13 protein-coding genes are annotated in these 14,310 nt (G+C 68.4%); 1 reads left to right on the top strand and 12 read right to left on the bottom strand.

Going from position 1 to position 14,310, the window contains the following annotated elements; genetic code table 11:
* Nucleotides 1-11: 11 nt before the first annotated feature.
* From AC3ENX_RS11670 to AC3ENX_RS11650, 5 genes are read right to left on the bottom strand one after another with little or no spacing between them, the layout of a single operon-like run.
* A complete protein-coding gene (locus AC3ENX_RS11670; protein ID WP_434812050.1) occupies nt 12-1,265 on the bottom strand; it encodes an MFS transporter in 1,254 nt (417 codons plus the stop codon).
* The gene (locus AC3ENX_RS11665) at nt 1,258-2,025 is read right to left on the bottom strand and encodes a fumarylacetoacetate hydrolase family protein (RefSeq protein ID WP_434812049.1); all 768 of its coding nucleotides are present in this window, start codon (nt 2,023-2,025) and stop codon (nt 1,258-1,260) included. The genes AC3ENX_RS11670 and AC3ENX_RS11665 overlap by 8 nt, the downstream gene beginning before the upstream one ends.
* Before the next feature lie 3 nt (nt 2,026-2,028).
* Nucleotides 2,029-3,129: a branched-chain amino acid aminotransferase gene (locus AC3ENX_RS11660; protein ID WP_434812048.1), complete on the bottom strand. Its 1,101-nt coding sequence runs from the start codon at nt 3,127-3,129 to the stop codon at nt 2,029-2,031.
* A 55-nt stretch (nt 3,130-3,184) separates the two neighbouring features.
* Nucleotides 3,185-4,237 carry a 3-isopropylmalate dehydrogenase gene (locus tag AC3ENX_RS11655; protein WP_434812047.1) on the bottom strand — a complete coding sequence of 351 codons (1,053 nt, stop codon included), beginning with the start codon at nt 4,235-4,237 and terminating at the stop codon, nt 3,185-3,187.
* The gene (locus tag AC3ENX_RS11650) at nt 4,200-5,792 is read right to left on the bottom strand and encodes an MFS transporter (RefSeq protein WP_434812046.1); all 1,593 of its coding nucleotides are present in this window, start codon (nt 5,790-5,792) and stop codon (nt 4,200-4,202) included. Before AC3ENX_RS11650 ends, AC3ENX_RS11655 begins: the two co-directional genes overlap by 38 nt.
* Before the next feature lie 59 nt (nt 5,793-5,851).
* On the opposite strand from AC3ENX_RS11650, the gene AC3ENX_RS11645 reads away from it, so the two are divergent.
* Entirely contained in the window at nt 5,852-6,397 is a 546-nt protein-coding gene (locus AC3ENX_RS11645) for a TetR/AcrR family transcriptional regulator (RefSeq protein WP_434812045.1), read from the top strand.
* Here the strand turns inward: AC3ENX_RS11645 and serA are convergent.
* The 7 genes from serA to ilvD form a co-directional block, all read right to left on the bottom strand.
* Complete coding sequence (gene serA, locus AC3ENX_RS11640) at nt 6,384-7,988, bottom strand: phosphoglycerate dehydrogenase (RefSeq protein WP_434812044.1); 1,605 nt, start codon at nt 7,986-7,988, stop codon at nt 6,384-6,386. The genes AC3ENX_RS11645 and serA overlap by 14 nt on opposite strands.
* A 121-nt stretch (nt 7,989-8,109) precedes the next feature.
* Entirely contained in the window at nt 8,110-8,460 is a 351-nt protein-coding gene (locus tag AC3ENX_RS11635; RefSeq protein ID WP_434812043.1) for a hypothetical protein, read from the bottom strand.
* Nucleotides 8,457-8,981 (bottom strand): DNA polymerase III subunit gamma/tau, encoded by a 525-nt coding sequence (locus AC3ENX_RS11630; protein WP_434812042.1) that lies wholly within the window; start codon nt 8,979-8,981, stop codon nt 8,457-8,459. The genes AC3ENX_RS11635 and AC3ENX_RS11630 overlap by 4 nt, the downstream gene beginning before the upstream one ends.
* Before the next feature lie 177 nt (nt 8,982-9,158).
* Nucleotides 9,159-10,184: a ketol-acid reductoisomerase gene (gene ilvC, locus AC3ENX_RS11625; protein ID WP_434812041.1), complete on the bottom strand. Its 1,026-nt coding sequence runs from the start codon at nt 10,182-10,184 to the stop codon at nt 9,159-9,161.
* Between the two features lie 61 nt (nt 10,185-10,245).
* Nucleotides 10,246-10,755, bottom strand: coding sequence for an acetolactate synthase small subunit (gene ilvN / locus AC3ENX_RS11620; RefSeq protein ID WP_412946718.1), 510 nt, complete (start codon nt 10,753-10,755; stop codon nt 10,246-10,248).
* Nucleotides 10,755-12,554, bottom strand: coding sequence for an acetolactate synthase large subunit (locus AC3ENX_RS11615; RefSeq protein WP_434812040.1), 1,800 nt, complete (start codon nt 12,552-12,554; stop codon nt 10,755-10,757). Before AC3ENX_RS11615 ends, ilvN begins: the two co-directional genes overlap by 1 nt.
* A gap of 45 nt (nt 12,555-12,599) precedes the next feature.
* The gene (gene ilvD, locus AC3ENX_RS11610) at nt 12,600-14,306 is read right to left on the bottom strand and encodes a dihydroxy-acid dehydratase (RefSeq protein ID WP_434812039.1); all 1,707 of its coding nucleotides are present in this window, start codon (nt 14,304-14,306) and stop codon (nt 12,600-12,602) included.
* Nucleotides 14,307-14,310: the final 4 nt, after the last annotated feature.

Here is a 14,310-nt window from a genome sequence, read left to right as displayed (position 1 = left end):
GTGGAAGCGGGTCAGACGCGCGACAGGCGCGCGTATGGCGAGAGGACGACGATCGCGATCACGATCACCAACGCGCTCAGCGCGAGACCGCCATAGCCGACCCAGCCGAGAACGACACCCGCGAGAACGGCTCCGGCGGCAGCACTCGAGGTCATGATCGTGTCGCTGAACCCCTGTCGGCGAGGCCGTTTCAAGGACTCCGTGCTCTCGGTGAGCAGCGCCGCGCCCGACACCGTCGCGGCGCTCCACCCCAGCCCGAGCAGCAGCAGCGCGATCAGCACTGCCAGCGAGGACTGCGGCGCGAGGGCAGCCACCAGCAGCGACGCCGCGAGCACCGCCTGACCCAGCAGGATCGTGTGCACGCGACCCCACCGATCGGCGAGGATGCCGAACAGCGGCGACAGGCCGTACATGCCGAACACGTGCAACGCGATGGTCACACCGACGATCGTCGTGACGTTCGCCGGATCGAGGTGCGAGAGGTGCACCGGGGTCATCGCCATCACCGACGCCATCACGACGTGCGATCCGGCCACGGCGAAGATCGCATACCGGGCGACGACGGGATGATCATCCTCCACGACCCCGCCCGGTGCGACCGGGCGCTCACGGGCGAGTCGCTGCGCGGTCTGCAACGGGTCGGGCCGCAACCCGAACAGGTAGAGCACGAACGCGATCGTCTGCGCGACGATCGAGAAGGCATAGGAGCCGGTGAGTTCCGGCATCCCGAGCAGGGAGCCGACCGCCTCCCCCGGAGTGAGCAGGAGCGGCCCGAGGACGCCGCCGACGGTGGTCGCCCACACGACCGTTCCGAGGTCCCGCCCGCGCCGCCCGGGCGCCGACAGATCGGTGGCCGCGAAGCGCGATTGCAGATTGCCCGCGTTGCCGGCGCCGATGAGGACCACACCGACCAGCAACAGTGGAAAGGAGCGGATCGCGGCAGCGGTGATGACGACCACGATGCCGACGAGGGCGAACAGATTGCCCAGCGTGAGGGCGAATCGCCGGCCGCGACGCGCCGCGAGCCGCGCGAGTGGGATCGCGCACAGCGCCGCGCCGAGCGTCACCGACGCGGTCGCAAGGCCCGACAGCTCTTCGGCCCCGGACAGGTCCGCCGCCAGGAGCGCGCCGAGCGAGACCGTCGCACCGAACGCGACGCCGCCGAGCACCTGACCGGCGGCAAGGACACCGACCGTGCGCCGCTGGATGCTGCCGACGGCCGCAGAAGAGAGGGTGAGGTCTTGGGGTGCCGTCTCGTCAGGCATCACGTGCCGTATTGCGCAGCACGCCGAGGCCCGAGATCTCCACCTCGACCACGTCCGCCGCTTCGAACGGGCCGATTCCCGCGGGGGTGCCCGTGAGGATTACATCGCCCGGCAGCAGCGTGAACGCGGCCGACGCGTAGGCGATGATGTCGGGGACCGAGTGCACCATGTCGCTGATCGGCCCGTTCTGCCGTTCCTCGCCGTTGACGCGGGTGACGATCCGCGCTCCCCCGTCGAGGTCGAACTCGGTCTCGATGACCGGCCCCAACGGGCAGAACGTATCGAACCCCTTCGCGCGCGCCCACTGTCCGTCGGCGTGTTGCAGGTCGCGCGCTGTCACGTCATTGGCGATCGTGTACCCGAAGACGTGGTCCAGGGCATCCTCCACAGACACGTTCTTCGTGACCCGACCGATCACGACGGCCAGTTCGCCCTCGAAGTCGGTGCGCTCGGACTGCGGGGGGCGGACGATCATGTCATCCGGACCGATGACGGCCGTGTTGGGCTTGAGGAACAGCAGCGGTGCTGCCGGCGCCTCACCGCCCATCTCGGCGGCGTGGTCGCGATAGTTCTTGCCGACGCACACGACCTTCGATCGCGGGATGACGGGAGCGAGCAGGGCGACGTCTGCCACGGGAACGCGTTCGCCTGTCGTCTCGTACCCGGCGAACATCGGGTCACCTGCGAGCACGACAAGCTCGTCGCCGTCGAGGATGCCGTACCGCAGCTGCTCCTGGTGACTGAAACGCGCGATGCGCACGGGTCAGCCGTCCAGCCGGGTCAGCCAGCCGTGGGTGTCTTCGGCGCGACCGTACTGGATGTCGGTGAGGTGCTGGCGAAGCTCGAGTGCGAGGGTGCCGGTGGGCTGGGCGTCCTCGAAACCGGCGGCCAGCAGCGTGCCGATCGGGGTGACGACGGCTGCGGTGCCGCACGCGAACACCTCGACGATCTCGCCCGAGGCGACGCCGTCACGCCACTCCTGGAGCGAGACCGCACGACGCTCGACGCGGTGGCCGCGGTCTTCGGCGAGCTGCAGGATTGAGTCACGCGTGATGCCCGGCAGGATCGAGTCGGACTGCGGCGTGACGATCGTGCCGTCCTTGTGGACGAAGACGACGTTCATGCCGCCGAGCTCTTCGACGTTGCCGTCCTGGTCGAGGAAGACCACCTGATCGCAGCCCTGTTCGTAGGCCTCTGCCTGCGGCAGCAGACTCGCGGCGTAGTTGCCGCCGGTCTTCGCAGCGCCCGTGCCGCCCTTGCCTGCACGTGCGTAGTCCTCGCTGAGCCAGATCTTCACCGGCTGCACGCCGCCCTTGAAGTAGGCGCCCGCGGGGCTCGCGATCAGGTAGTAGGCGACCTTCTGCGCGGGACGCACGCCGAGGAACGCCTCCTTCGCGAACATGAAGGGGCGCAGATAGAGGCTCTGGTCCTCCCCCGACGGCACCCAGTCGCCGTCGACGGCGATGAGTTCGCGCAGCGACTGCAGGAAGTAGTCCTCGGGCAGTTCGGGCAGTGCCATGCGGCGCGCGGAGCGCTGCAGGCGCTTCGCATTCTGGTCGGGACGGAAGGTGTGCACCGAGCCGTCGGCGTGCCGGTACGCCTTGATGCCTTCGAAGATCTCCTGGCCGTAATGCAGCACAGCTGCGGCCGGGTCGAGCGAGATCGGCCCGTACGGCTGCACCCGGGGCCGGTGCCAGCCGCCACCCTTCGACCAGCAGATGTCGACCATGTGGTCGGTGAAGTTCGTGCCGAAGCCGGGTGCGGCGAGGATCTCGTCGCGCTCGGCCGCGCTGCGGGCGGCGAGGTTGCGGGTGACGGCGAACTCGAGCGGTGCGAGGTCGGCGGCGGGGTCGGTGAGGGTCATGTTCAATCCTGTTCCACGTGCCGCCGGCGAAGCGGCGGCGGTCGTTCCTGTCAGGTTACGCCTGTACGCGGGCGACGATGGCGTCGCCGATCTGCGCAGTCGTGCGGGCTACGGCGCCCCGGGCTGCGATGTCGTCCTCGACAGCGCGGGTGACGCGCTGCGCTTCGCCCGAGAGCCCGAGGTGATCGAGCAGCAGGGCGACGGAGAGGATCGCGGCCGTGGGGTCGGCCTTCTGCTGGCCGGCGATGTCGGGAGCCGATCCGTGCACGGGCTCGAACATCGACGGGAACGCGCCGTCGGGGTTGATGTTCCCCGATGCGGCGAGGCCGATGCCTCCGGTGACGGCGCCGGCCAAGTCGGTGAGGATGTCGCCGAAGAGGTTGTCGGTGACGATCACGTCGAAGCGGCCCGGGTTCGTGACCAGGAAGATCGTCGCCGCGTCGACGTGCAGATAGTCTACGGCGACGTCCGGGTGCTCTGCGGCCACGGCATCCGTGATCCGCTTCCACATGCCGCCGGCGTGCACGAGCACGTTGGTCTTGTGGACGAGCGTCACCTTGCCGCGGCGCTTGGCGGCCTGCGCGAACGCGAACCGCACGACCCGCTCGATGCCGTACGCCGTGTTGACCGAGGTTTCGTTCGCGACCTCGTGCGGCGTGCCGGTGCGGATGGAGCCGCCGTTGCCGACGTAGGGACCCTCGGTGCCCTCACGGACGACGACGAAGTCGATCTCTCCCGGGTCCGCCAACGGACCGGAGGCCCCCGGGTACAGCTTCGAGGGCCGCAGGTTGACGTAATGGTCGAGCTCGAATCGGAGCTTCAGCAGCAGCCCGCGCTCGATGTTGGCGTCTTTCAGGCGAGGGTCGCCGGGGGTGCCGCCGACGGCGCCCAGCAGGATCGCGTCGTGTGCCTTGATCGAGGCCAGGTCGTCGTCGCTGAGGGTGTCGCCGGTCTCGAGGTAGCGCGCGGCGCCGAGCGAGAAGGCCGTGCGTTCGAACGTGACGTCGGATGCCGCGGTGGCGGCGTCGAGCACCTTCTCCGCCTCGGCGATGACCTCGGGACCGATGCCGTCACCCGGAATGACGGCCAGTTTCACGACGCGCGACATTACTCTCCTGTGTGCTCGCTTCGGGGGCGGTGGGGACTGCTCCCAGCGTAGTGGCCGCGATGACCCCGGCGCCGACGACGAGGACGGCCCCGATGATCGCCGTGACGGTCACCCCGGACTCGAACGCGAGCGCTGCGGCCTCGCGCAGCGCGTCGCCGATCGCGTCGGGCAACTGCTGCGCCGCGACGAACGCGCCGGCGAGTGTCTCACGCGCGGCATCGGCCGCGTCCGCGGGCACGCCGGCGGGGATCTCGATGCCGCCGCGGTAGAGCGCGGTGAGGATGCCGCCGAGCACGGTCGTGCCGAGCACCGCGCCGAGCTCGTACGCCGTCTCCGAAACAGCGCTGGCCGCACCGGCCTTCGCGGGCGGAACGCTGGCGAGGATGAGGTCGTTGGAGACGGTCTCGGCGATGCCGATCCCGATCCCGAGCACGACGAAGGCGATCGCGAGGCCGGTCACGGTGGTGCCGGCACCGAGGGCGATCAGCAGATAGGCGGCGACCGAGAACACGAGGCCTGTCGGCACGACGATGCGGGCATCGATGCGCCTGGCGATCGGCACGACGGTGAGTCCCGCGGCGATCATCGCGACCATGCCCGGAACGAGGGCGAGGCCGGCATCCATCGGCGAGAGCCCCATGACCAGCTGCAGGTGCTGCGAGACGAAGTAGAGGAAGCCGACGAGGGCGATGACGCTCAGCAGGTTGACCAGCAGTGCACCGCTGAACCGGCCGCGACGGAACAGCCGCATGTCGAGCATGGGCGCGGTGGCCCGCAGCTGTCGACGCACGAACAGGATGCCGAAGCCGACGCCCGCGACGGCGAGCACGATCGGCAGCGCACCGAGGCCATGGACGGCGATCTCCTTGATCGCGTACACGACGGGGACGATCGTGAGCATCGACAGCACGATGCTCGCGGGGTCGAATCGGCCGGGGTGCGGGTCGCGGGACTCTGGCACCAGCAGCGGCGCGAAGACGAGGAGCGGCACGAGCACCGGCACCGAGAGGAGGAACACCGACCCCCACGCGAAGTGCTCGAGCAGGAATCCGCCGACGACGGGGCCGATGGCCGAACCCGCAGAGAACATCGAAGCCCACACCGCGATCGCGAGGCGCCGCTGGTTGCGGTCGGTGAAGATCGAGCGCAGCAGCGACAGCGTCGACGGCATCAGCATCGCGCCGAACACGCCCATCGCGGCTCGGGCGACGATCAGGGCCGCTGCGGTCGGCGCGAATGCGGCGAGCACCGATACGACGGCGAACCCGGTCGCGCCGATCAGCAGCATCCGTCGCCGCCCGAACCTGTCGCCGAACGTGCCCATCGTCACCAGCAGCCCAGCCAGTACGAGCGGGTAGGCGTCGACGATCCACAATTGCTGCGCGCTCGAGGGTGCGAGGTCTTCTGCGATCGCGGGGATCGCGAAACTCAGCACCGTGTTGTCCACCGACACCAGCAGCACCGGCAGCATCAGCACGATCAGCGCGGCCCAGCCGCGCCAGCCCACGCGCGTGCCTGCGTCGTCGGCGATCCGGATCTCTTCTGTCAACGTCATTTCTACACCGTCCAGCCGGTATAGTAACAGACACGCTGTGACGATGGGAGGATCGAGACATGAGTCGCCCTCCCCGCGCCCGCGACAGTGTGCTCGATGCGTTCGAGCGGTTGCTCGTCGACGACGGCGAACGCGCCGCGACCATGGATGCGACCGCGCGTGCCGCTGGCGTGTCCAAAGGCGGGCTGCTCTACCACTTCGCGTCGAAGGAGGCGCTGGAGCGCGCGCTGCTCGAACGCCTTGCGGCGCTGGTCGACGCCGACATCGCGGCGATGGATGCCGCACCCGAGGGGCCCGTCGCCTTCTTCGTCAGGACCTCGGTGATGGCCGACGAACCGCTCGATCGCGCGCTCATTGCGGCGTCACGACTCGCACAAGGCGGCCATGCCGAGGCGTCGGACGCCCTGCGCGACGTGCGCGCGCGCTGGGAGACGGCGCTGCGCCCGCACGTGCGCGACGACACCGCACTCGACCTCGTTCTGCTCGTCAGCGACGGCCTCTATTACAACAACGCGCTGCCGGTGTCGGGGTCAGAGCCCGTCCCCCGCGGCGCCGCACTCGACGCGCTCGTCGCACTCGTCGAGCGCGCGGTCAGGCCTCGGTGATCTCGATGCGACGGAACAGGTCGGCTTCGACGGCGGTCGCGATCTCCTCGACGAGCGCGTCAGGAACCGGCGAGTCGACCGTGAGCACGGACAGCGCACGGCCGCTCGCGTCAGAACGCGCCACCTGCAGCCCACCGATGTTGATGCCGGCCGTGCCGAGCTTCTCGCCGTAGATCGCGACGATGCCGGGGCGATCCTTGTAGCGCATCACGAGGTGGTGCTTCTCGATCGGAACCTCGATCTCGTACCCGTCGATCTCGACGACCTTCGGCACCATGCGGGTGCCGGCGAGCGTGCCCGCGACGGTCAGCACGGTGCCGTCGGCCAGCGTGCCGCGCAGAATCGTGATGTTGCGGTACAGCGGGCTCTCGGGCTCGACGATCATGCGCGTCTCGATACCGCGCTGCTCGGCGAACAGCGGGGCGTTGACGTAGGAGACGTTCTCGCTCACGACATTCGCGAGGATGCCCTTGAGTGCCGCCAGGCGGTACACGCTGACGTCGTAGGCTGCGAGCTCACCGCGCACCTCGATGTCGAGCGTGGTGAGTGCCGCCGGGGCGAGACCCGTGAAGAACTGACCGAGCTGCTCGACGAGGGCGATACCGGGGCGGACGAACGGGTCGATGACGCCGCCTGCGACGTTGACCGCGTCGGGCACCAGGTCACCCTCGAGCGCGAGCTTCACCGACTTCGCGACCGACACGCCCGCCTTCTCCTGCGCCTCGTCGGTCGACGCACCGAGGTGCGGGGTGACGACGACGTTCGGCAGGTCGAGCAGCGCGGCTGCCGAACCGCCGGCAGCCGGCGGCTCGCTCGTGAACACGTCCAGGCCCGCTCCGGCGATCTCACCCGCGACGAGGGCCTCGCGCAGGGCCTGTTCGTCGATCAGGCCGCCGCGGGCGACGTTGACGACGTAGGCGCTGTTCTTCATGATGCGGAACTGCTCCGCGCCGATCATGCCCGTCGTCTCGGGTGTCTTCGGCATGTGGATCGTGACGAAGTCGCTGGTCGCCAACAGGTCGTCGAGCTCGAGCAGCTGCACGCCGAGCTGACCGGCACGCGCGGGCGTGACGTAGGGGTCGTAGGCGACGACCGTGACTCCGAACGCCTGCAGGCGGGCGGCGATGAGTGCACCGATGCGGCCGAGGCCGATGATGCCGACGGTCTTCTCGAACAGTTCGGTGCCGGTGAACGAACTGCGCTTCCACGCACCCGCGGCGAGTGACGCGTGCGCCGCGGGAATGTGACGGGCCAGGCTCAGAATGTGACCGACCGTCAGCTCGGCTGCCGAGATGATGTTCGACGTCGGGGCGTTGACCACCATGACGCCGGCCGTCGTGGCCGTCTTGATGTCGACGTTGTCGAGGCCCACGCCCGCGCGGGCGATGACCTTCAGCTCGGGGGCTGCGGCGATCGCCTCGGCATCCATCTTCGTCGCCGAGCGGATCAGCACCGCGTTCGCATCGGCCAGCGCAGGCAGCAGCGCAGCACGATCGGCGCCATCCACGTGGCGGATGTCGAAGTCGGGCCCGAGGGCGTCGATCGTGGCGGGCGAGAGCTCTTCGGCGATGAGGACAACGGGCTTGGGCACGGCGACAGACCCTTCGGAACGCGGGTGGGAAATGAGCCGTGCCGACGGCGGGCGCGGCTGACACACAGCCTACCGGCCGAGAGAAGCCGCCTCAGACCATGTGTCGGCGCGCGACAGGCCCTCAGGAACCGGGAACGAGCTGCAACGAGACGGCGTTCCAGGCATACGCGATGACGTTCAACCACACGACGGCCGTCAACGCCAAACCGACGAGCATGACGAGGGCGAACTCCCAGAGCTTCCTGCGGGAGCCGATCGCGAACGATGCCGCGAACGCCAGGATCGGAAACGCGACGGCGAGGATGAGCGCCGCCCAGTCCTGCAGCCCGGTGCCGTCGCCGGACTGCGCAGCCATGAATGCGACCGCGTTCCATACGGCATAGGCGTAGAACAGCCCGAAAAAGCCCGCGATCGTCGCGACGAGCCAGGTCGGATTCCGACGGGGCGCCGCGGTGGTCGTCGTCTCGGTCACTGGCCCACCGCCCCGATCATGATGAACGGCCACGGCACCAGCAGCACCGCGCCGGCGGCGAGCCAGCAGAAACGCACCCATGTGGCCGCGTGACGGGTCAGGGCATAGGTCGTCACGAACCAGATCGCGGGCGCGAGCACCGCAAGCCAGAACGCGGGCACATAGGCGATCGGCGACACGAGGAACACCGCGACGTCCTGCAACCGCAGGCCGCCGATGACCCACCCCACCGTGAACAGCGCATACACACCACCCAGGATGCCGAGGGCGATGAGCGCGGTGTTGCCGAGCGGCTGCGGCTCCCCCGGGACGATGACGGTGCCGTCGGCCTCGAGCCGCCCCACGCCCTCACTGCCCTTGCCGACGGCGGTGTACCCCTTCGGCAACGCGGGGTCAGGGGGCGTGTTCGCGGGTGCCTCCGCAGCCGGCTCCGGTTGCGGGTTGCGATCCTCGCCTGCGTGCAGCGTAGGGTCGTCGTCGCCGTCCCACGAGAGGGCGTCGTCGTCGCGTCCGGTGCTCACGATCTCAGCGTATCCGGTCGTCGCCGAACCGCAGCGACAGCCACCGCGACAACATCGAGATCCGCCATCGATCCTCGCCCACCTGCATGCACAGAGCCCGACCCCCTTGTAAGGGGCCGGGCTCCGGTGGCTCTTGCAAGCCTGTCTCGGCTGGTCACCGAGGGTCTGATGCGGGGATCAGCGCGCAGCGCTGCCCTCGGTGTAGTCGGCGTCCTGCTGCTTCCACGCGAACAGGGCGCGCAGGTCCCGTCCGACCGCCTCGATCGGGTGCTGGGCGGCGGCGGCGCGCAGCTTCTGGAACTCCTCGGCACCGTTGTCCTGGTCGCCGATGAAGCGCTCCGCGAAGGCGCCCGACTGGATGTCGGCGAGCACGCCCGCCATGTTCTCCTTCACGCGCGGGTCGATGACGCGCGGGCCCGAGACGTAGTCGCCGTACTCGGCGGTGTCGGAGACCGACCAGCGCTGCTTGGCGATGCCACCCTCCCACATGAGGTCGACGATGAGCTTGAGCTCGTGCAGCACCTCGAAGTACGCGATCTGCGGCTGGTAGCCGGCCTCGGTGAGGGTCTCGAAGCCGTATTGGATCAGCTGCGAGACGCCGCCGCAGAGCACGGCCTGCTCGCCGAACAGGTCGGTCTCGGTCTCTTCGGTGAAGGTCGTCTTGATGACACCGGCGCGGGTGCCGCCGATCGCCTTCGCGTACGAGAGCGCGAGGTCCCAGGCCTGACCCGAGGCGTCGTTCTCAACGGCGATGATGTCGGGGATGCCGCGACCTGCGACGAACTCGCGGCGCACCGTGTGACCCGGCGCCTTCGGGGCGACGAGGATCACGTCGACACCCTCGGGGGCCTCGATGTAGCCGAAGCGGATGTTGAACCCGTGCGCGAAGGCGAGGGTCTTGCCGGCGGTGAGGTGCGGCTTGATCTCGTCGTTGTAGATGCCGCGCTGGTGCTGGTCGGGCGCGAGGATCATGATGACGTCAGCCCACTCGGCCGCATCGGCGACCGACTTGACGGCGAAGCCGTCCTCTTCGGCCTTGGGAGCCGACTTGGAACCGGCCTTCAGCGCGATGGCGACCTCGACGCCCGAGTCACGCAGGTTCTGCGCGTGGGCGTGCCCCTGCGAGCCGTAGCCGACGACCGCGACCTTCTTGCCCTGGATGAGCGAAAGGTCAGCGTCTGCGTCGTAGAAGATCTCAGCCATGATGTTGTGTTTCTCTCCTTGTATTTCTGGTCAGTGATCGAGTCATGCCAATGTCGCGGCGTCAGCCGCGCAGCACGCGCTCGGTGATGCTCTTGCCGCCGCGGCCGATGGCGACCATGCCGGACTGGGCGAGTTCCTTGATGCCGAACGGCTCGAGGGCGCGCAGGAACGCGTCGACCTTGCCGCGGTCACCCGTGACCTCCACCACGAGTGCGTCGGTGGCGTAGTCGACGACCGAGGCGCGGAACAGGTTGACGACCTCGATGACGTTGGACCGCGTCTGGTTGTCGGCCCGCACCTTCACGAGCATGTGCTCGCGCTGCACGGAGGCCGCGTAGTCGAGCTCGACGATCTTGATGACGTTGACGAGCTTGTTCAGCTGTTTGGTGACCTGTTCGAGCGGCAGCTCTTCGACGTCGACGACGACCGTGATGCGGGACAGCCCCGGCACCTCGGTGACGCCCACGGCCAGCGAGTCGATGTTGAAGCCGCGCCGGGCGAACAGCCCCGCGACACGGGTCAGCAGACCCGGCTTGTCCTCCACCAGGAGGCTCAGGACGTGCTTGCTCATCAGGCCTCCTCGTCGAACGTCGGCGCGTGGTCGCGCGCGTACTGCACGTAGCTGTTGCTGACGCCCTGCGGCACCATCGGCCACACCATGGCGTCGGCACTGACGACGAAGTCGATCACGACCGGACGGTCGTTGGTTTCGAGCGCCGTCTTGATCGCGGCATCCACCTCGTCCTCGGACTCGACGCGGATCGCGAGACAGCCGTACGCCTCGGCCAGCTTCACGAAATCGGGGATGCGGATGCTGTCGTGGCCGGTGTTCAGGTCGGTGTTCGAGTAGCGGCCGTTGTAGAACAGCGTCTGCCACTGTCGCACCATGCCGAGCGACGAGTTGTTGATGATCGCGACCTTGATGGGGATGTTGTTGATGACACAGGTCGCGAGTTCCTGGTTCGTCATCTGGAAGCATCCGTCGCCGTCGATCGCCCACACGACGCGGTCGGGTTCAGCGACCTTCGCACCCATCGCTGCAGGGACCGAATAGCCCATCGTGCCGGCGCCGCCGGAGTTCAGCCATGCGTTGGGGCGCTCGTACTTGATGAACTGCGCCGCCCACATCTGATGCTGACCGACACCGGCAGCGTAGACGCCCTCGGGGCCGGTGAGCTCGCCGATGCGCTGGATCACGTGCTGCGGCGAGAGGAGTCCGTCGCTGGTCGGCGAGTAGCCGAGGGGGAACTCGTCGCGCAGACCGTCGAGGAACGCCCACCAGTCGGAGATGTCGGGCTTGGTGCCGTTGGTCGCCCCGAGGAACGCAGCATCCAAATCGACCAACACGTCGCGCAGGTCACCAACGATCGGCACGTCCGCCGTGCGGATCTTCGAGATCTCGGCCGGGTCGATGTCGACGTGCACGACCTTGGCGTTCGGTGCGAACAGCGCGGCCTTGCCGGTCACGCGGTCATCGAATCGCGCACCCAGCGCGACGATGAGGTCGGCTTCCTGCAGTGCAAGGACAGCGGGCACTGTGCCGTGCATGCCGGGCATGCCGAGGTGCTGCGGGTGCGAATCAGGGAACGCGCCGCGAGCCATCAGCGTCGTCACGACGGGCGAGCCGGTGGCTTCAGCGAGGCCCAACAGCTCGGCCGATGCGCCGGCGCGCACGACGCCGCCACCGACGTACAGGACAGGCTTGGTCGCCTCGGCAATCAGGTGGGCCGCCGCCTGGATCTGCTTGCCGTGCGCTTTCGTCACCGGACGGTAGCCGGGCAGGTCGATCTTCGGCGGCCAGACGAACGGCACCTCGTCCTGCTGCGCATCCTTCGTGATGTCCACGAGCACGGGCCCGGGTCGACCGGTCGAGGCGACCTCGAAGGCCGCCGCGATCGCACCGGGAATGTCTTCGGCACGCTTGACCAGGAACGAATGCTTCGTGATCGGCATCGTGATGCCCACGATGTCGGCTTCCTGGAAGGCATCGGTACCCATGAGGGTCGAGAAGACCTGCCCCGTGATGCACACGATCGGAACCGAGTCCATGTAGGCGTCGGCGATCGCGGTCACGAGGTTGGTCGCACCGGGACCGCTCGTGGCGATCGCGACACCGACGCGGCCCGAAGCCGAGGCGTAACCCTCTGCGGCGTGACCGGCGCCCTGCTCGTGCCGAACCAGGATGTGGCGGATCTCGGAGGTGTCCATGAGCGGGTCATAGACGGGAAGGATGGCGCCGCCGGGCAGACCGAACACATCGGTCACGCCGAGCAGCTCGAGCGAGCGGACGACGGCCTGGGCGCCGGTGAGCGAGGGAGCGGATGAACGTGCGGGCGGCCGTGGCACGGCCGGTGCGGTGTCTGAAGACATGACGAACCTCGAGTGCGAGTGGACGATCGGAAGGGTGAGCGGGCCTTACCCCGTCGTCGCGCCCTCCGCAGCGGAGCGCACGAGCTTGGAGTATTTGGCCAGGACGCCACGGGTATAGCGCGGGGGAAGCGGCTCCCAGCCTTCACGGCGGGAGCTGAGCTCGGACTCGTCGACGAGTAGGTCGAGTGTTCGAGCTGCGATATCGACCCGTATCAGATCACCATCGCGCACGAAGGCGATGGGACCAGCGTCCACCGCTTCGGGTGCTATGTGGCCGATGCACAGGCCGGTTGTGCCGCCTGAGAATCTGCCGTCCGTCAAGAGTAGTACATCTTTTCCGAGCCCAGCGCCCTTGATGGCGGCAGTGATCGCGAGCATCTCACGCATGCCGGGGCCACCCTTGGGGCCCTCGTAGCGGATGACGATGACCGAGCCGGGGGCGACCTCGCCGTTCGCGACGGCATCCATCGCGGCGCGCTCCCGCTCGAAGACCAGCGCGGGGCCCTCGAAGACGTCGGCGTCGAAGCCCGCGGACTTCACGACCGCGCCTTCGGGGGCGAGCGAACCGTGGAGGATCGTGATGCCGCCGTTGACGTGGATGGGGTCGGCGAACGTGTGGATGACTTGACCGTCGATCGGCTCGGGGTCGAGCTCACGCAGGTTCTCGGCGAGCGTCTTGCCGGTGACGGTGAGCGCGTCACCGTGCAGCAGACCCTCATCGAGCATCGCCTTCATCACGACGGGGATGCCGCCGTGACGGTCGACGTCGTTCATGACGTACTGACCGAAGGGCTTCATGTCGGCGACGTGCGGCGTCTTGTCGCCGATGCGGTTGAAGTCGTGCAGCGACAGGTCGACTTCGGCCTCACGCGCGATCGCGAGGAGGTGCAGCACCGCATTGGTGGATCCGCCGAGCGCCATGACGAGGGCGATGGCGTTCTCGAACGCCTCCTTCGTCAGGATGTCCTTGGTCGTGATGCCCTGGCGGAGCAGATTCACGACAGCCTCACCCGAACGGTGCGCGTAGTAGTCGCGACGACGGTCGGCCGCCGGCGGCGCCGCCGAACCGGGCAGGCTGAGCCCGAGCGCTTCGCCCACGGATGCCATCGTGTTCGCGGTGTACATGCCACCGCACGCACCCTCGCCCGGGACGATCGCGCATTCGATGCGCTTGAGGTCTTCTTCGGACATCTTGCCCGCGCGACAGGCACCGACGCCCTCGAACGAGTCGATGATCGTGACGTCCTTCTCGGTGCCGTCGCTCAGCTTGACCCAGCCGGGCATGGTCGAGCCGGCGTAGAGGAAGACGCTGGACAGCCCGAGCCGGGCGCTGGCCATCATCATGCCCGGGATCGACTTGTCGCAGCCTGCCAGCAGCACCGTGCCGTCGAGCCGTTCGGCCATGATGACGGCCTCGACGGAGTCTGCGATGACCTCGCGGCTGACGAGCGAGAAGTGCATTCCCTCGTGGCCCATCGAGATCCCGTCCGAGACCGAGATCGTGCCGAACTGCAGCGGATAGCCGCCGCCGGCGTGCACGCCCTCCTTCGCGCCCTGCGCGAGGCGGTCCAGGCTCAGGTTGCAGGGGGTGATCTCGTTCCAGCTCGACGCGATGCCGATCTGCGGCTTGTCCCAGTCGGCATCGCCCATGCCCACGGCGCGGAGCATTCCGCGCGAGGTGGTGGCTTCGATGCCGTCTGTGACCGCTCGACTGCGGGGCTTGATGTCGATGGTGTCGTCTCCAGTGGGCATTCTC

The organism is Microbacterium sp. bgisy189, assembly GCF_057707225.1.
This window is presented reverse-complemented; position numbering and strand designations above follow the sequence as displayed.